The 17,161-nt window shown below is 67.0% G+C and carries 15 protein-coding genes and 1 pseudogene; 3 read left to right on the top strand and 13 right to left on the bottom strand.

Annotated features, from left to right (window positions below):
* The 3 genes and pseudogenes from ACWEOE_RS26970 to ACWEOE_RS26960 all read right to left on the bottom strand — a co-directional run.
* The coding region (locus ACWEOE_RS26970; RefSeq protein ID WP_452013820.1) for a helix-turn-helix domain-containing protein at positions 1 to 185 on the bottom strand (185 nt) is incomplete at its 3' end.
* A gap of 186 nt (positions 186 to 371) precedes the next feature.
* Positions 372 to 742: pseudogene (locus ACWEOE_RS26965) on the bottom strand (helix-turn-helix domain-containing protein); the annotation flags it as partial.
* Between the two features lie 64 nt (positions 743 to 806).
* The gene (locus tag ACWEOE_RS26960; RefSeq protein WP_452013818.1) at positions 807 to 2,234 is read right to left on the bottom strand and encodes a M1 family metallopeptidase; all 1,428 of its coding nucleotides are present in this window, start codon (positions 2,232 to 2,234) and stop codon (positions 807 to 809) included.
* A 368-nt stretch (positions 2,235 to 2,602) separates the two neighbouring features.
* Between ACWEOE_RS26960 and ACWEOE_RS26955 the strand changes: the two genes are divergently transcribed.
* Positions 2,603 to 3,142, top strand: a complete 540-nt coding sequence (locus tag ACWEOE_RS26955; RefSeq protein ID WP_452013816.1) for a hypothetical protein — start codon at positions 2,603 to 2,605, stop codon at positions 3,140 to 3,142.
* Between the two features lie 361 nt (positions 3,143 to 3,503).
* On the opposite strand, the gene ACWEOE_RS26950 is transcribed toward ACWEOE_RS26955, so the two are convergent.
* The 7 genes from ACWEOE_RS26950 to ACWEOE_RS26920 all read right to left on the bottom strand — a co-directional run bounded on the left by ACWEOE_RS26950 (position 3,504) and on the right by ACWEOE_RS26920 (position 12,482).
* Positions 3,504 to 4,211: a gamma carbonic anhydrase family protein gene (locus tag ACWEOE_RS26950; RefSeq protein ID WP_452013814.1), complete on the bottom strand. Its 708-nt coding sequence runs from the start codon at positions 4,209 to 4,211 to the stop codon at positions 3,504 to 3,506.
* Positions 4,212 to 4,294: 83 nt separating this feature from the next.
* Complete coding sequence (gene glnA / locus ACWEOE_RS26945; RefSeq protein ID WP_452013812.1) at positions 4,295 to 5,719, bottom strand: type I glutamate--ammonia ligase; 1,425 nt, start codon at positions 5,717 to 5,719, stop codon at positions 4,295 to 4,297.
* A 45-nt stretch (positions 5,720 to 5,764) separates the two neighbouring features.
* Entirely contained in the window at positions 5,765 to 5,917 is a 153-nt protein-coding gene (locus ACWEOE_RS26940) for a hypothetical protein (protein ID WP_452013810.1), read from the bottom strand.
* A 512-nt stretch (positions 5,918 to 6,429) separates the two neighbouring features.
* Positions 6,430 to 6,816, bottom strand: coding sequence for an acyl carrier protein (locus tag ACWEOE_RS26935; RefSeq protein ID WP_452013808.1), 387 nt, complete (start codon positions 6,814 to 6,816; stop codon positions 6,430 to 6,432).
* 24 nt (positions 6,817 to 6,840) lie between these two features.
* Entirely contained in the window at positions 6,841 to 8,436 is a 1,596-nt protein-coding gene (locus ACWEOE_RS26930) for an acyl-CoA ligase (AMP-forming), exosortase A system-associated (protein ID WP_452013806.1), read from the bottom strand.
* Between the two features lie 40 nt (positions 8,437 to 8,476).
* On the bottom strand, positions 8,477 to 9,481 hold the full coding sequence (locus ACWEOE_RS26925) for a TauD/TfdA family dioxygenase (protein ID WP_452013804.1): 1,005 nt from the start codon (positions 9,479 to 9,481) through the stop codon (positions 8,477 to 8,479).
* Positions 9,482 to 9,602: 121 nt separating this feature from the next.
* On the bottom strand, positions 9,603 to 12,482 hold the full coding sequence (locus ACWEOE_RS26920; protein ID WP_452013802.1) for a Pls/PosA family non-ribosomal peptide synthetase: 2,880 nt from the start codon (positions 12,480 to 12,482) through the stop codon (positions 9,603 to 9,605).
* 717 nt (positions 12,483 to 13,199) lie between these two features.
* On the opposite strand from ACWEOE_RS26920, the gene ACWEOE_RS26915 reads away from it, so the two are divergent.
* Positions 13,200 to 13,478 carry a DUF6531 domain-containing protein gene (locus ACWEOE_RS26915; RefSeq protein ID WP_452013800.1) on the top strand — a complete coding sequence of 93 codons (279 nt, stop codon included), beginning with the start codon at positions 13,200 to 13,202 and terminating at the stop codon, positions 13,476 to 13,478.
* 385 nt (positions 13,479 to 13,863) lie between these two features.
* On the opposite strand, the gene ACWEOE_RS26910 is transcribed toward ACWEOE_RS26915, so the two are convergent.
* Positions 13,864 to 14,541, bottom strand: coding sequence for a hypothetical protein (locus tag ACWEOE_RS26910; protein WP_452013798.1), 678 nt, complete (start codon positions 14,539 to 14,541; stop codon positions 13,864 to 13,866).
* Positions 14,542 to 14,706: 165 nt separating this feature from the next.
* Between ACWEOE_RS26910 and ACWEOE_RS26905 the strand changes: the two genes are divergently transcribed.
* The gene (locus ACWEOE_RS26905) at positions 14,707 to 14,856 is read left to right on the top strand and encodes a hypothetical protein (RefSeq protein WP_452013796.1); all 150 of its coding nucleotides are present in this window, start codon (positions 14,707 to 14,709) and stop codon (positions 14,854 to 14,856) included.
* A gap of 47 nt (positions 14,857 to 14,903) precedes the next feature.
* On the opposite strand, the gene ACWEOE_RS26900 is transcribed toward ACWEOE_RS26905, so the two are convergent.
* On the bottom strand, positions 14,904 to 15,305 hold the full coding sequence (locus ACWEOE_RS26900; protein WP_452013794.1) for a VOC family protein: 402 nt from the start codon (positions 15,303 to 15,305) through the stop codon (positions 14,904 to 14,906).
* Positions 15,306 to 15,428: 123 nt separating this feature from the next.
* The gene (locus ACWEOE_RS26895; protein WP_452013792.1) at positions 15,429 to 17,159 is read right to left on the bottom strand and encodes an L-lactate permease; all 1,731 of its coding nucleotides are present in this window, start codon (positions 17,157 to 17,159) and stop codon (positions 15,429 to 15,431) included.
* Positions 17,160 to 17,161: the final 2 nt, after the last annotated feature.

The raw sequence follows: 17,161 nt of genomic DNA, 5'->3' as shown, positions 1-17,161 counted from the left end.
TGCGGGACGCTGGGCCGGTCGAGCAGGCCGGTCTCGCCATGGCGCCGGTAGCGGTTGACCCATTTGCTGGCGCATTGGCGGGAGATGCCCATCTCCGCGGCGACGTGGGCGATCGGGCGGGTCTGGCAACGCGCAACCAGCCGGCGGCGGCCTTCGAGTGACAGTGGGGCATTACGGTGGTGCATGGACGGGTCTTTCTGCTTGGCGGACGAGTGGGTCGCACTTCTCATCCTGCCGCCGAAAGACCCGTCCCCATCTTCAGGCCCCACCAGCCGACACCAACGTCACGACCCGCAACAGCTAGGTGACATTGCGCGCACGATGTGGCCCCGGGTGTCGGTAATGTTCTTGATCTTTTCCAGCCGACGTCGGTCGTGGTAGGCGGTGCAGTCGTCGCGGCTGCCCGGTGGCGGATGGCCGGTGGCGATCACCGATCTGGTCTCGGCGTCGATGGCGAGCTGCACGGTGGTGGGGTAGCGGTAGTTCTTCGACGGGGGTGATCAGCCGGTGATCGCGGGTCGGGGACAAAGTGCCGTCGACGATCGCGACCGCATCGATCCGGCGATTGCGGGACCGGGCCAGCGCCAGCAGGGGTCGATCGTGTCACTTACCCCGGTGCGCGGCGGAGTGCGACGCCCCGAACAGCGGGCCGATCTGGCGCATGGACAGGTTCGTCCGCCAATAGGTCGTGACCAGCAGAACCCGGTCTGCCAGGCAATGCCCACTGCCGTCCCGGCCGGCCCGACACCGGGTTACCAGAGATCCCGTGGGAGAGCGTGACGCGGTCGGTGCAGTCCATGACCTGGTCAGAGTGCCGGCTTGCCCGCTTGGTAGAGCCAGGAGTGGAAGAACGAGTCGAGGTTGCGGTGGGTCAGTCGCTCGACGAACTGGATGAATTGCCGCGTCGAGACGTTGCCGTAGCGGTGAGCGGTCGGCCACTGCGCGAGCACTTCGAAGAAGGCGCGGTCGCCGATCTTCAGGCGCAGCGCTTGCAGGGCCATCGCGCCGCGGTTGTAGACCAGGTCGTCGAAGATGTGATCACGTCCCGGGTCGGCGACTTCGCCGCTCCAGTCCTTCTCGTCGGCGTAGGCCTTCGCGAAGGTCTGTTGCACGGGGACGTTGTTGAATTTCTCCTGGTAGAGCCACTCGGAGTAGGTAGCGAAGCCTTCGTTGAGCCAGATGTCCGACCAGTGCACGGGAGTGAGGCTGTCGCCGAACCACTGGTGGCCCAGTTCGTGGGCGAGCAGGTCGCCGTCGACATTGCTGGTGCTCTGGTCGTAGACCGGCCGGCTCTGCGTCTCGAGGGCGTAGTCGACGCCGACGTCGGCGAGGATGCCGCCGGTCGAGTCGAACGGGTACCGCCCGTACATCGAGGATTCCCACTGGACGACCTGCGCCGTGGTCTGGTTGAACACCTTGCCCTGACCGGGTTTGGTGTCGATCGACTTGCCGATCGCGGTGATGTTCGGCAGGCCGCCGGCCGCCACGCCACGGGTGACGTTGTAGTCGCCGATCGCGAGCATGCTCAGCTCACTGGCCATCGGCCGGTTCATGGTCCAGCGGAAGGTGGTCTGGTGATCGTGCGTGGTGGTGGGCCCGGGTTCACCGTTGGCCAGCACCGTGAGACCGGTCGGGACGGTGACGGTCTGGCTGTAGGTCGCCTTGTCGTCGGTGGTGTCGTTCACCGGGTAGTAGGTCGCCGCGCCGATCGGCTGGTTGAGCGCGACCGCGCCGTCCTTGGTGGCGACCCAGCCGGAGACGCCCAGCGCGGGGTCGTCGATCTTCTGCGGGACGCCGGCGTAGCTCACCGAGACGACGAACGAACTGCCCTTCCGCAGACCGTGCGGCGGGGTGATCACCAGCTCCTGGGCCCCGCTGCGGCTGTAGGTGGCGGTCCGGCCGTTCACCGAGAGCGCGCTGATCTTCAGCGGTCCCTGGAAATCGAGGTCGAAGCGGGAGAGGTTCTGGGTGGCCTTGGCGAGGATCGTCGTGGTCGCATCGATTGCTTTGGTTGCGGGGTCGAACGCCAGCCGGATGTCGTAGTGGCTGACGTCGTAACCGCCGTTGCCCATGTCGGGGAAGTACGGATCCCCGGCGCCTTGAGCACCAGGGGAGTACAGCGGTTCTCGTGCCGGCGCCGCATCCGCTGCCGGGCTCGTCGCGGCCAGCAGACCGGCGGCCAGTGCGCCGGAGATGATCAACAACCGGCCACGGCTTCGGTTGGCGCCTCGCATTGGTTTGGTCCTCTCGGCAGTTGTCGACGCTGAAGAGTAGGACCGATCCGACACGCGGATCAAGTCTGTTGCGGCGGATCAGGTCTGTTCCGGGCGGGAGGTTTCCGGGCCGGTCGTGCTGCCGGGTTGCCGGGGCAATTGCTTGAGGACCTTCCGTCGGAGGTTGCGCGCAACCTCCGACGGAAGAGCACACCGACGTCAAGGCCTCATACAGCTGGCTGTGGCGGAGGACGCCGATACGCACGCCGCAGAGATCCATTGGTCGGACGCCGGCCCGCACATCGCCCTCTGCCTCAGGGCCACGTGCGGCAGGTGGCTACCGCGGCGACCGAGTTACTGCACCGTTATTTGTGACATGATCGAGTGTCATGACGACCCGTATCGATGTGCGGCAGCTGCCCAAGGACGTCGCGGACCTCATCATCGGCGGTGAAGAACTCGTGATCACGAGTGAGGGTGAACCGATCGCGACCATGACAAGGACCGCGTTCGACTTCGATCCCGGCACGCGGGACGTGTGCGACAACGTGACGGTCGTGGCCACCACGATGAAGCTGTCCCAGGCGGCCCGTGCGGCGCTGTCCGAGCAGTTGGGGTCGGACTACGTCGTGCTGGACATGCGCTCCGCGCCGAAGACAGCGGATGTGGTGCTGGTGCCACCGGGGAGCCCGCAGCTGATTGGCGCCTTGCACGAGACGTACCCGAAGGCGCATGTCGTTGTCGCCGAGATCGAGGACCCGGAATTGGGCATCAGCTATGAGGGGCCGGTCCGCCGCATGATCGACGCGGGCGCCGAGACCTACCTGGCGTCGACGACGATCCCGCGCCTGGCGGCGCAGCTCGACCACGTCGTTGTCCAGCAGAAGCTTCAAATCGCAGGCCCGGCCCAGCTGACAATTGAGGGATGAGCTCGCCGACCGCCACGACGCGCTGCGCACCGACGGCCGCGATGGAGTCACTCCACGAGTCGGGGCCGGCTGAGCAGCTGCGAACGTGGTGCTTTCGTTGTCGATCCGACGGCTGAACAGTGTGGCGGAAGGTCGCCGGCGCGACGGGCGGGATTCGGCGATGGCCACAGAGAGGAAGCGTGGGCCGCGCCGCCGTCGAGCGCGGGGGTTCTCGTGTTCGTTCTGCGGCTGGGCGTTTGTCTCGATCAGGGCCGCCGGGTGCACAATGTGGCGAGCGAACGACCTTTCGGCGAAATCACCGTGGTTCCCGAAGGTACGACCTGCCTTATCGCCGCGTCACTCCGGAAAGACGGCTCGGCGTTCATCGGGAGGAAGCCGAGTCAGCTGCCCGCCATTCACCGTCCGGCTCACCGAGCAGTTCCGGGGTGACGTTCTCGTCGTAGCGGTGCAGGGCGAGCGCCCGCGCGTAGCGTTGCGCGATCCGGGCCATCGACGGTTCGCCCGGCGCCCCGGTCACGCCGAAGACGGTTCCCCGGTAGTCGAGTGGTTCCATCACCGCGGCGATGCGTTCCCACTGCTGCGGTGGGATCAGCTGAACCGGGTCACCGCCGGCGAACCAGCCGATCGGCACGGTCGTTCCCGGCGGAACCACGGTGTTCACGTGGACCACGGCCCCGAACCCGACGTCGGCGCCGGACCCGATGCGCGCGCCGTTGTACAGCATCGCGCCGGTCGCGACTCGTGCGTTGCCTTCCATGACGCATCCGCTGAGGTGGGCGTTCGGCCCGACCAGGACGTGGTCCCCGAGGTGAACCGGGTGACGCAGCGAGCCGCGAAGCACCGCGTGCTCCATGATCACGCAGTGCGCGCCGATCTCGACCGGCCCTCCCTCCGCGGTGAGCACGGCGCCGAAGAGGATCCGGCTGTGTGGTCCGACGGTGACATCTCCACACAGCACGGCTGTCGGGGCGACGTACACCGACTTGTCGACCCGTGGGTGCCGGTGCTGGTGTTCGATGAAAACCGCGCCGCGGCCCACCGGATGCAGGTAGTCCTCGGGAAAGGTCATCGCGGCCTCCGATCGGTGCAGAAGGTCGGTCCCGGCGGCGGCGAAAGCCGGGTCCGATCGCGATTGTTCAGCGTCGTCACTTCTCACACGTCGTAGTACAAAGCGAACTCGAAGGGGTGCGGGCGCAGCCGCAACGGGTCGATTTCGTGCTCCCGCTTGAATTCGACCCAGGTCTCGATCACGTCAGGGGTGAACACGCCACCTCTGAGGAGGAATTCGTGGTCGGTTTCCAACCGGTCGATCACAGCTTCCAGAGACCCGGGGACCTGGGCGACGTCGCGGGCTTCGTCGGGCGGCAGTTCGTACAGGTCCTTGTCGATCGGCGGCGCCGGTTCGGTCTTGTTGCGGATCCCGTCGAGGCCGGCCATCAGCATGGCGGCGAACGCGAGGTAGGGGTTGCCCGAGGAGTCGGGGCAGCGGAATTCGATGCGCTTGGCCTGGGGGCTGGCGCCGGTGATCGGGATTCGAACGCAGGCGGAGCGGTTGCGCTGGGAGTACACGAGGTTGATCGGTGCCTCGTAGCCGGGGACGAGGCGGTGGTAGGAGTTCATCGTCGGGTTGGTGAAGGCCAGCAGGCTCGGCGCGTGGTGCAGGATGCCGCCGACGTAGTGGCGCCCGATGTCGGACAGGCCGCCGTAACCGGTCTCGTCGTAGAACAGGGGCCCGTTCTCGTCCCACAGCGACTGGTGGCAGTGCATGCCGGAGCCATTGTCGCCGAAGAGCGGTTTGGGCATGAAAGTGACTGTCTTGCCGGCCGTCCAGGCGGTGTTCTTCACGATGAACTTGAACAGTTGCAGGTCGTCCGCGGCGTGCAAGAGGGTGTTGAACTTGTAGTTGACCTCGGCCTGGCCGCCGCTGCCGACCTCGTGGTGGGCCTTCTCGACGACGATCCCGACGCCGGCCAGGTTGCGCACGATCTCATCGCGCAGGTCGGCGTAGTGATCCCGCGGTGGGACGGGGAAGTAACCGCCCTTGTACGGCGTTTTGTAGCCCTGGTTCCCGCCGGCTTCGTCGGCGCCGGTGTTCCACCAGCCCTCGATCGAGTCAACCTCGTGGAAGGCTCCGTTCTCCGCCGAGTCGAACCGGACGGAGTCGAAGATGTAGAACTCCGCTTCCGGCCCGAAGAACGCCCGGTCCGCGATGCTGGATTCGGTGATGTACTGCTCGGCCTTGCGGGCGATGTTGCGCGGGTCACGGCTGTACGCCTCGTGCGTGAGCGGGTCGTGCACGAAGAAGTTCATCGCGAGCGTCTTCTGGGCACGGAACGGGTCGACGCGGGCCGTGACCGGGTCGGGAAGCAGGAGCATGTCCGACTCGTGGATCGACTGGAACCCGCGCACCGACGAGCCGTCGAAGGCGAGCCCGTCGGTGAAGGACTCCGCGTCGAAGGAGACTGCCGGGACGGTGAAGTGCTGCATGATGCCGGGCAGGTCGCAGAACTGGACGTCGATGAACTGGACGTCCTCATCGGCGATGAAGCGGAGGATCTCGTCGGCGTTGGTGAACATGTTCTCCTGTCTCCTTCGCGGTATCGAGGACGGATTGCGGCGGGCTCAGGACTCCAGGACGACGCCGCTGGTCAGGACACTGAACGCGAGGGGCGGCCACCCGGCGGGTTCCGGCAGTTCGGCGGGCGCCGGCGGATCGACGCAGGCGCGGCGAGCCGTCCCGGGTGGGCCGCCGAGCGACATGGCCGGACTTGTCATGGGCGCGCACCCCAACCTGTGATTGCTGGGATCGTGGACCGGGTAGGGACCGTTGGCGGCCGAAGCCGCGGTTCGGGTCCGGCGAGTCCCACCGCCGGGCGCAGCTGCGCTGGGGAATGAGTTTACTGCACATCGAGGACGCCGACGGTGAGCTTGGCGAACCTCTTCTTCCAGCGCGGCAGCCAATGGTGTGCGGCCTGGAACCATCCACTGACACCGACTGCGGGTACGGTGCTCGCCCGGAAAATCGAGAATCTCCAACGGAACGTCGCGCCACACCGGCGAATGGGTTCGCGTTCTCGGAGAAGGAGCGCGCCGCGTCGGTTTGCCTGTGAGCCGGGCAAGTTCGGGCTGCTGCCCGGAGTCGGAGCGGGTTCACCTGGAAGCATGTCGAGCTTGCTGCGCTGGACCCCGGCCGATGGCTTGCCGCTGTTGCACAGTCCGAGCTGATGTGAGTGGACCCGGCTGGTCAACCCTTCCGGGGTCGGCAGCCGTCATGTCGTGGCGCAGTTCTAGCGCTCGACTCCACCGAGCGGCTCCCAGTACACCTTGGACTCCACGAAGGCCGCGAGCCGTCCGAGTGTGTCGAAGATGTCGCCGTCGATCTGGTCGATCTCGATCCCGAACCGTTTCTTCAGAGCGACGATGAGCTTGACGACGGTGAGCGAATCGAGCTCAGGAAGATTGCCGTACAGTCCCGTTGCCGGCCTGAGGTCATCGGCCTGGTCCTCGATGTCCAGCGTGGCCACCACGACGGCCTTGACGTCCTCGAAAATCGCTGTTGAGGTCTCTGGCGAGCGGGGCATGTGGATTCTCCTGATCGGTTGCAGAGGCCCGGCGGCCTGCGATCGACACTGGTGGTGGCGGCCGCCGTCGACGAGGAAGGTGTGGCGGCGCAAGGCGCTGCGCGTGGGCGAGCGCGGTCATGCAAGCTCCTGAGGGCGGGAGGCGGCGAGCTCGTGGCGAAGGACCGCCCGGTCGAACTTGCCGTTCGGCGAACGGGGCAGGGTGCTGCGGACCATCACTTCGGCGGGCACCATGTAGCCGGGCAGTTCCTGCCGCAAGCGCGCGGTCACCACGGCCGGATCGAAGCCGGCGGGATCGCGCGGGGTCACGACGAGGACGACCCGGTGGCCGAGCACCTCGTCCTCGAGGCCGAGCGCCACGGCATCGTGGACCAGCCCGGTCTCGTAGGCCACTTCCTCGATCTCTTGGGGACTGACCCGATATCCCGACGTCTTGATCATGTCGTCGCGCCGTCCGACGAAGTACAGGAAGCCCTCCTGGTCGCGGACGACGACGTCGCCGGACCACACGGCCAGCTCAGGCGTGCACAGCTCGACCGGGCGGTTCGGCGGCGGCCGGAACCGCTCGGCCGTCCGCTGCGCGTCATTCCAGTAGCCCAAGGCGACGAGCGGACCTCGGTGCACCAGCTCACCCGGCTCACCCGGACCACACAGGCCGCCGTCGTCTCGGACTACGAGGATCTCGGCGTTCGGGATGGCCCGGCCGATCGAATCCGGCCGCCGGTCGACCTCCCGCGGATCGAGGTAGGTGGAGCGGAACGCCTCTGTGAGGCCGTACATCAGGTAGGGCGCCGCAGCCGGAAAGATCGCTCGGAGTCGTTGCAGGATGACGCGGGGGAGACGCCCTCCGGTGTTGGCGAAGTAGCGCATTCCGGCTACGGCTTCGGATGGCCACGTCTGGGCCGCGAGCTGGATCCACAGAGGCGGTACACCGACCATCCCGCTGATGCGGTGTTGCGCGCACAGCCGGACGACGTCTCCCGGCAGCAGGTAGTCGGCGAGCACCACGTCGGCACCCACGTGAAAGCCGGTTGTCAATTGGCTCAGCCCGGCGTCGAAACTCAGTGGGAGAACCGCCAGGATCCGGTCTTCTGCCGTGTTGTTCAGGTAAGTGCTGACACTCTCCGCGCCGACGACCAGATTGCGGTGCGACAGCACGACGCCCTTCGGGGCCCCGGTGCTCCCCGACGTGTAGAGGATCGCGGCCACATCCGTGTCGACGCCACCCGTTGGAGGACGCACTTCCTGGGTTGCGCGCTCGGCGACCTCCGACCACGGATGAATGCGGTATGGGGCTTCCTTGTCCTCGCCAGGCGAGTCGCCCAGGACGAGGACGTGGGAGAGTGACTTGCAGGCGGCGAGCTCGGAGCGCAGGGCTCGCAGCCGATCCGTGGACGTCACCAGTACCCGCGCGGCGCAGTCATCGAGAACGTGCCTCACTTGCCTGGCCCGCAGCACCGGGTTCACCGGGATGAACACGCCACCGGCCCGCGAGCAGCCGAACAGCGCCACGACGGTCTCGATCCTCTTGTCCAGGAAGACCGCGACGCGCTCACCACCATCGAGCCCGAGATCGCGCAGGCCTGCTGCCGCTCGCTCCGTCCGCTGGTGCAGATCCGCGTAGGAGATCGTGGTCGTTCGCGTGGTCAGTGCGGGTGCGCCGGGGGCGCGTTCGGCGGACTCGGCGACGAGGTCCGGCAACCGCATGATCATCTCTGGTCCTTTCGCCTGGCGCATCGATGCGGGCCGGTGGTCATTCGATGTTGACCTCGACGGTCGGCGAGCAGTCGGCCAGGCGAACCGGGTCAGCCATCCCGACCAGGACTTCGCGCGGTCCGCTGAAGGGCTCCCGGCTGTGTGCGCTGCGGATGTTGTCGACGAGCATCAGATCGCCCGCCTGCCAGAGCTCCCGCGTGGTTTTGGCTTCGTACACCTCGTTGAGCAGCTGCACGACGTCCTCGCCGATCGGGTCGCCGCCGCCGAAGCGGGTGGTGAACGGCAGCCCTTCGGCGCCGTAGGTGTCGACCAGGAACTCGCGCACCTCTGGGTCGAGCGTCCACTCGTTGAGGAAGGCGATCTGGTTGAACCAGCAGCGCCGGCCGGTGACCGGGTGCCGCACCACCGCGCTGCGGTGCTGCCAGGTGCGCAGCCCTCCGTCGGGTTGCCACTCGAACTCGATGGCGTTGCCGCGGCAGTACCTCTCGACCGCGCCACGGTCCTCGGTGCCGAACGCCTTGGCGAACGACGCGCCGATCTCCTCGTTGTAGCTGCGAACGAGCGTCCAGCCTTCCCTCTCGAGCCGCTCGACGAGGTCGCCGGGCAGCGCCTCGAGCACGGCCGTCGAGTCCGCCACACCGGTGGCCCCGCCCTCGGCGGGCGCGGACAGGCACGCGAACAGCATCAGGCCGGGAAACTCGAGCCGGTAGCTCAGTTCGTGGTGCATGCACATCGGCTGGTTCGGTGGCCACTTCGAGGATGAGTAGACGCCCTCGGCGTAGGTCTGCCGCTCCGCGAACGCTTCCCTCTCGGTCATGAGGCCTGCGGTGGCCAGCCCGTGGAACACCGCCGCGACCTCGGCCGCATCGCGCAGCCCGAGACCGCGGACCAGGACCGCACCGTGCTCGGCGACGACGGCACGCAAGGCATCGCGGTGCCCGGTCGCCCAGCCCGGTCCGTCGCCGGTGGCAGCGGCTCGCAGCATCGGCACCCTGCCGACGTGCAGGTCCACGTCCAACAGCGATGATGATGAGGACGACATCTCGATCTCCTTTCAGTTCCCACCCGAGGCGGACGTCGGCAGTTCGGCGCGTGCTCGCGGTGCGGTGCTCGGTCAAGTCCGCGAGGAGCGGGTGCTCGGCGATGTCCACGCTTGCCGGGTGTCAGCCGCCGCGGACGAGCGCGGCGTAGCTGTCATCGAGGTTGATCTTTCGGGCCTGCGGATCGTCCGAGTGCTCGCGCATCTCTGTGGCGGGGTTTCCGCTCCACAGTGCGTTCGGTGGCAGTTCCTCGCCCTTCATGAGGAAGGAACTGGTGGCGAGCGCCGCGCCGTCGCCTGTCGTCACTCCATAGTGGACGAACGCGCCGACACCGAGGGTGCAGCCGGCACCGATAGCGATGCGGTCCGACTTGAACCCGCCGTCCTCCTGCGAGTGGCACTGGACGATGGTGTCCGCGTTGAGGGTGCAATGGTCACCGATCGTGGTGAACGTCCGCTCGGGCACGCGCAGGCCGTCGTCGAAAACCCGGCGGCCGACCCGCATACCCAGCAGCCGCCAGATCACATTCTTGAGCGGGGTGCCGTTGAAGGCGAGGACATAGGTGAGGGAGCTGACTTTCCAGAAGCGCTCGTGCCGCCAGAAGGCGCGGTCGTAGATCGAGCAACCCTGCGGCACCAAGGCTTGCAACCGCCGGATCAGCCGGTCGATCACGACGTTGTAGGCGACCGTGAAAACGATGAGCACCGCGGTGGCCAGTGCGACCGCGAGTGCGAGCGTACCCAGGGAGTTCAAGAGGTTGATGGCGGCCAGGTAGACCACGGTGACGGACAAGAAGAAGGTCCAGCGCACCAGCAGGAACAGCGCCATGCTGATGGTGTTGTAGACGGTCTTGGCCCTGAGGCCGCGGCGCAGCTCGTCCGGGCTGCTCACGTCGAGCTGCCTGTCGCGCTTGACCGATCGCGGGATCTCGAAGCTGGGCGCGCCGAGCAAGCCCACGCCTTTGCGCACCCGTCCGTCGACGGGAACCATGACCTTCGTCGCGAGGAGGCAGTTGTCACCTGCCTTGCTCTGCGGGGGGTAGGCGATCATGTTCCCCAGGAAGTTGTCCGGCCCGATCGACGCGCGGGACAGGCGGAAGGAGGTGCTCGAGAAATCGGCGTTGATGATGGACAGTCCGTCCGCGACCATCGTTCCGCTGCCGGCCGCGCTGAGGAACGGGGTGTCGTGCTTGACCATTTCGCCGAAGTTCGAACCGGTCTGCCGCACCCCGCGAAGGCTGTAGCCCAGCCAACGCAGGTAGTAGATGATGTAGGAGGTGCCACCGAAGAGAGTCGTGTAGAACCTGATGTTGGTCGTGCGGGCGATCGCGCGATGGACCCAGAAATGGAACCCGTACAGCGGATAGACCTTGTCCGGCTTGATGAAGAGGTTCAGCACGCGCGGAACGGTTCCGACGAGCACGACGCCGACGAGCACGGCGCCGAAGAAGACCACGGCGGAGACGACCAGCGCGTCGAGGAAGAACGTCCAGGTCGTGAGCGACACCGGTGCCGAGCCCAGCAGGGGACCGAATTCCGGAAGCTGGGGGATCGCGACGTCCGCGATGCCGAACGTCAGCGGCAGACCCAGCAGCAGCAGGTTCGCCAGCTGCACCACCGAGTAGACCATCCGTCGTCCTGTGCCCACGTCGCGCGCTGTGACCGCCATCTGGTTCGTCTTCTCGGCCCGCTGGGCGGGCGAGCCGACCCAGCGCTGCCCGGTAGGTACCGACTGATCCGTGTGCAGCGCGGACGAGTGCCCGAGCACGGCCCCCTCACCCAGCGCGGTCCGGATGTCGAGCACCGTGGCCTCGCCGACGAGCGCGTCCTTGCCGATGCTCACCGCCCCCGTCCGGATGACGCCGTCGTGCGCTCGGTAGCCGTTGAAGAACGAGTCTTTCCGGATCACCGCGCCGTCGCCGATGCTGAGCAGGTCGGTGCACACGGGCAGGTTCCTGGAGAAGATGACGGCGCCGCGCCCGATCTTCGCGCCCAGTGCCCGCAGGTAGAGCGCGTAGAGCGGTGAACCGACGAACAGCACCATCGGGTTGCGCTGGATCAGGGTTTTGACGAGCCAGAAGCGGATGTACGCCATGCTCCAGACGCGGATCTCCTGAGGCTTCCACCGGCCGACGAGCACCCACTTGACGAAGATCGGCAGGGTGCACAGGCCGAGGAACATCGCGGCGCCGAACGCGACCGACCGAAGGTAGACCTCGACCAGGCCGGAGCTGGCTGTGACCCAGTGGAAACCCGTCACCCAGACGGCCGCGGTGAGGGCGGGATAACCGAGGAGGAAGAGGAGTTGCACCGCCCCGCAGAGAACGTACTCACCGTTGCGGGCTTGCGTCGGCGGCTCAGCGGGACCCGCCGGAGCTGCCGGCTGCGGGGCAGGTGCGGAACCGGTTGTGGTGGTGTCGAGGGCCGCGGCAAGACCCTGAATGGTCGGGTGTTTGTAGATGTCGGGCATCGATACGGAGGGCAGGTCGGGTCGTTTGCGTATCCGTGCGCAGAAGCGGGCCATGACCATGGAGTCGGCGCCGAGGTCGTCGAAGAAGTGGCTGTCGACCGGGACGTGGTCGGTGTCCATGATGTCGGCGAGCACTTCGGCGAAAAGTCGCTCGCATTCGGCGTGCGTGGTTGCCGGCTGTGGGGCAGGCGTGGTCGCGGTGGCGAGGGCCGCGGCAAGACCCTGAATCGTCGGGTGTTTGTAGATGTCGGGCATCGATACGGAGGGCAGGTCGGGTCGTTTGCGTATCCGTGCGCAGAAGCGGGCCATGACCATGGAGTCGGCGCCGAGGTCGTCGAAGAAGTGGCTGTCGACCGGGACGTGGTCGGTGTCCATGATGTCGGCGAGCACTTCGGCGAAGAGCCGCTCGCATTCGGCGAGCGTGGTCAGATTGCCGGCCGGATCAGCGGTCAGGGCGCCGTGGGAGTTTCCCATTTGAAGAACCTCTTGAATCAAGAATTGGAGCGGCCGGCGCGAGAAGCGCGCCGGACTCATGAACGAGATTCGCATTCTCCTGGACTGCTATCGGAGCCCGGCCAGCCCTGAATCGGCGCGGCCCGCAGCAGGACGGTGGGCGCAGCCTCCGACTGCTGACCGCCGTGAGGAGCACAGTGGTGTGGTTGCCGGCTGCAGGTACGCATCGGCCAACACTCGCGGCAGGCTGGTGTTCGCCCGCAAGGTGCGGAACCGGGCCCGCGGTGGTAGTCGGCACCGAGATCGTGGAAGGAATGGCTGCAAGCCGAGACGCCGTGTCGCGAAAAGTGCCGCGCGCCGACCGGCAGCGCCGGCGTCGTCCGAGTGTTCGCGATGCCGACCCTTGTCTCATTCGACCGAACTCCCACCAACCCGAAATCCCCACGAAGACGTTCTTGGCGCGCCCCAGCGCAATACGCAATGATCGGAGCCTGCTCCACAAGAACATCTGTTTTGGTATGCGGCGTTCAGACTAGTGGTGGGCGACGCCAGGCTGTCAACCCTTCTGAAGCCAAGCCTTCTGGAGCGATTATTTAGGGGCAGCCTTTGTGCGTCAGCGGCACCGCTTGAATATTCCATTTTTTGCTTACGGTTGGCAACGAAATCGCCCCACACGCCGTCCGGTGGGCAGCCGCCGACTGCGGCCTGGCGGCCGGGGTACAAGCCGGGCTTCGGCACGGCGGGCTCCTCCCGCAGTGCCCGCTGGAGCGGTTCCCGAGCTCGGATCGGAGGGAGGCGTTGGTCAACACCGGTGATCGCAACCTGACCGTCACCCAGCGCCGGCTCACGATCAAGGGCACCGAGGAGAACCTGTCGCTGTCGCAGGTCTACAACAACCAGCGGGCCGGCAACGGCAGCTTCGGCGCCGGCTGGACAGTCAGCCACGGGCAGGACATCGGGTTGACCTTCAACGGCAGCGACCTGGTCCTGCATGGCGACTCCGGCTACTGCGCCACGTTTGCCCATCAGGCGGATCGCAGCTACAGCGATGTCGAAAGCAGGAAGCCGTTCGGTTGAGCGCAACTCCCCCCGCGCGCAGGCGCGGGGGAGTTGCGTGGCCCGCCCCGACGGCCCCCGCCGGGGCGTCGCATTTTGCGCCGGCGGGCGGTGGACGCTCGCCGGGAAGCTGTTTGTGGCGAGTGAATAGTGTGCCGAAGTGCAGGCCCTCCCGCGACGACGCCGGCAACAACGCCGGCGATCGTGGAAGTGTCTCAGGCCGCCTCGGGAGCCGACTGAGCCATTCGCTGATCTGGAGTATCAGGCACGACGTATCTATTCCCGGCCACGTGTCAGGCAAGCTCCGGAGCGAATTCCAGATGATGCTTTTCACCAGGTGGGGGTTGCACGCCTCTGATTGCAGGTATCGCGTGCGCGCTCGAGTGGTTGCTGAGGCGCGGCATGTTCAGTGCAGCTTGGCCCAAGCTTCGTTGATCATGGCCGCGCACACGGCCGGGTCGGTGTACTCCAGGGTGTCGTCGCCGAGGGGTTTGAGCTGGATGGTCAGGACGGCGTCCGATCGCTGGCACAGGATGACCGACGTCTTGTCCGGCGTGAGCGCCGCCGACGGTGCCAGGTTGTTGTGCAGAACGCAGGACACATCGTCGATCTGGCGGAGTTCGTTGAGGGGTCCGGCGAGGCCGTTGTCCTTGTCCTCGTACGGGGTCACGAGCCCGGGGGCATGCGCACGCACCGCGGTGATTTGGAACGAGTGTCTGAAGTCCACCGCGGTGTAGGTCTGTACCAGGGCCGGCGCGCCGTACGCGGCGGAGAGGCGGTTGCCGTTCTCCCGGTCGTTGGTGGCGTTGCGTTGGGCGAACTGGCGGTGGGCCTCGTCGTCTTTGAGCTTGACCGGGTAGACATCGGCTCTGTCGACGCCGCCGAGCGTGTCGGGTGCCTTGAGCGGGAGTCCGCTGACGACGCCGGAGTCGTGTGCGGTGAGGTACCACGGAACACCGACACCGACCGCGCCGACAACGAGACCGATGGCGGCGGTGACCACCAGGGAAACCCAGCGTGACCGGCGTGGCGGTGGTGCCGCGACGACGGATTGTTCCACGAGCGCCGGTACTTCCTCGGTCACGAAGACATCCTTCAGGTTGATGTGGGGGAGCGATGTCGATCACTGGATCGACGGACTGGTGATGTTCGTTACCGGGGCTTTGTAACGTCTTGGGGACGGTCTGGACCAAGCGGACCAGCTGTTGTCCTTTCGGTGCATCCGGTGTTGCTGTAGGCGGCGGCAGGCATGGCGCTCGAAAATTCCGTAACCGGGCGGATCACCGCGCCGAGCATCGAACGCGAGACCGCCGGTGATCAGGTCGAAATGGATCGTGACAGTCTGCTCGCGGTCATGGCCGGGTGGCAGACAAGCACTTCACTTTCCGGTACTGGATGACCGATGGTGCCGGTGGTGTCGCCGGGCTGTTCGGCAGGGATCGGTGGTCACGTTCCCGGTGCGATGAAGAACTCGAGAGCGATGTTGTCGGGGTCGCGGAAAGAGACGCCCGAGCCGTAGTGGGCCTTCTTGATGCCGCCGTGGGGGATGGCGAGTTCGTCGAGGCGGTCGCGCCACTGCTCGAGCTCGGCGAGGCCCGAGAGTGCGAAGCCCACGTGGTCGAGGCCGGTGCGCGTTTCGACGAAGAGGTCCTCCGACTGGCGGCCGGGGTGGGTGTGCAGGCCGAAGAGCATTCCGCCGTCGAGGGCGAAGACCGTGTGGTGGAACTCGCCGCCTTCCTCGTCCTCGTCGAGTACGGGTTCGGCATCGAACAGGCGGCTGTACCACTCGGTGCTGCGCTTGAGGTCCGAAACCGTGATCGCGACGTGCTGCAGGCCGGGGAAAGCCATGTGAGCGACTCCGTTCCTTGATCGGTATCGCTCACGCTAACCGCGGCGGATTCTCACCAGAAGATCTTTGTGACGACCGGCCGCACCCGCCCACCGAGCGGGAGGAGCGCCTCGTCGAACGGTTCAGGGCACCATCCACGAGAGCACAGGGGTGGACTGCAGGTAGACGAGCACGCACATCACCGCGAGGAAGACCACGCTCCAGAGGAACACCCTGCGGAAGAGATCGCCCTCCCGCCCGGACATGCCCACCGCCGCCGCGGCGATGGCGAGGTTCTGCGGGCTGATCATCTTGCCGAGCACCCCGCCGGACGAGTTCGCGGCGGCGAGCAGGGTGGCGCTCAGCTCGGCCTTCTGCGCGGCGACCACCTGCAGCGCGCCGAACAACGAGTTCGACGACGTGTCCGAGCCGGTCACGGCGACGCCCAGCCAGCCGAGGATCGGCGAAATGAGCGCGAAGATCCCGCCGGCGCCGGCCATCCACGTGCCGAGTGTCGTGGTCTGCCCGCTCGCGTTCATGACGTAGGCGAGCGCGAGCACGGCCATCACGGTCACGATCGCGGGCGCGAGCTGGCGATACGTGGCGAAGTAGGTGCGCAACGCGGTCGCGGGGCGGATGCGGATCACGGGAATGGTGAGCAGCCCGGCGATGATGAGCAACGTGCCGGCCGCGGCGAGCCAGTCGAACTTGAACATCGGCAGCGTCGACACTTTCCCGCTCGCGGAGGTGATGTGCAGCCCGGGCCAGGCGAAGGTGCGCGTGACGCTGGTCAGCGCGTGCTGGATCGCCGGGATCTGCGCGAGCCCGAACACCACGATGATGATCAGGTACGGCGAGTAGGCGCGGAACACCTCGGCGCCGCTGTCGCGGCGGCCGGCTTCGGTGTCACCGTCGCCGCCTCCGCTCGGTGGACCGTCGCGGCCCGCCCGGGGAGCCTGCCGGTCGATCGTGGCCGTCGAGGTCGCGGCCGCCGGCGCCCGCCCGTCCGCGGCCGCGCCGCGGCGGGTGACCTCGGGTCCGCCGGTTTCGGTGAAGCCCTCGACCGGCCGCCAGACCCGCAGGAACAGCACGACCGCGCCGGCGCTCAGCAGCGACGCGACGATGTCGGTGAGCGGTGCGCTCACGTAGTTCGAGATCGCGAACTGGGCGACGGCGAAGACCACGCCGCAGACGAGCGCCACGGGCCAGGTCTGGCGGACCCCGCGGGTGCCGTCGATGATGAACACGAGCGCGAGCGGGACGATGAATCCCAGCAGCGGGGTTTGGCGGCCGACCATCGCGGACAGGTCGTGCAGCGGCAGGCCGGTGACGGTGGACAGCGTGGTGATCGGCACCGCGAGCGCACCGAAGGCGACGGGTGCGGTGTTGGCGACGAGGGCGACGATCGCGGCCTTCAGGGGCCGGAAGCCCAGCGCGATGAGCATGACGCTGGTGATGGCGACCGGGGTGCCGAACCCGGCCAAGGCCTCGAGCAGCGCACCGAACGAGAACGCGACGATCACGCCCTGGATCCGCTGGTCGTCGCTGACCCGCGAGAACGAGCGGCGCAGCACGTCGAAGTGTCCGGTGCGGACGGTCATGTTGTAGATCCAGATCGCGTTGATGACGATCCACAGGATCGGGAAGAACCCGAACGCGGCACCTTCGGCCGCCGCGAGGAACGCCGGGCCCGCCGGCATCGGGTAGACGAAGATCGCCACCGCGATCGCGACCGCGAGGGAGATCAGCGCCGCGAGCCAGGCTGTCATCCGCAAGACGCCGAGCAGGACGAACAGCACGATCAGAGGGATGGCCGCCACGAGCGAGGACCACGCGAGCGAACCCGCGACGGGATCGAGAACCTGCTGGTACATGT

It is taken from the genome of Amycolatopsis sp. NPDC004368, from assembly GCF_053602515.1.
The sequence above is the reverse complement of the archived record's forward strand: the minus strand, read 5'-3'. Positions and strand labels throughout refer to the sequence as shown.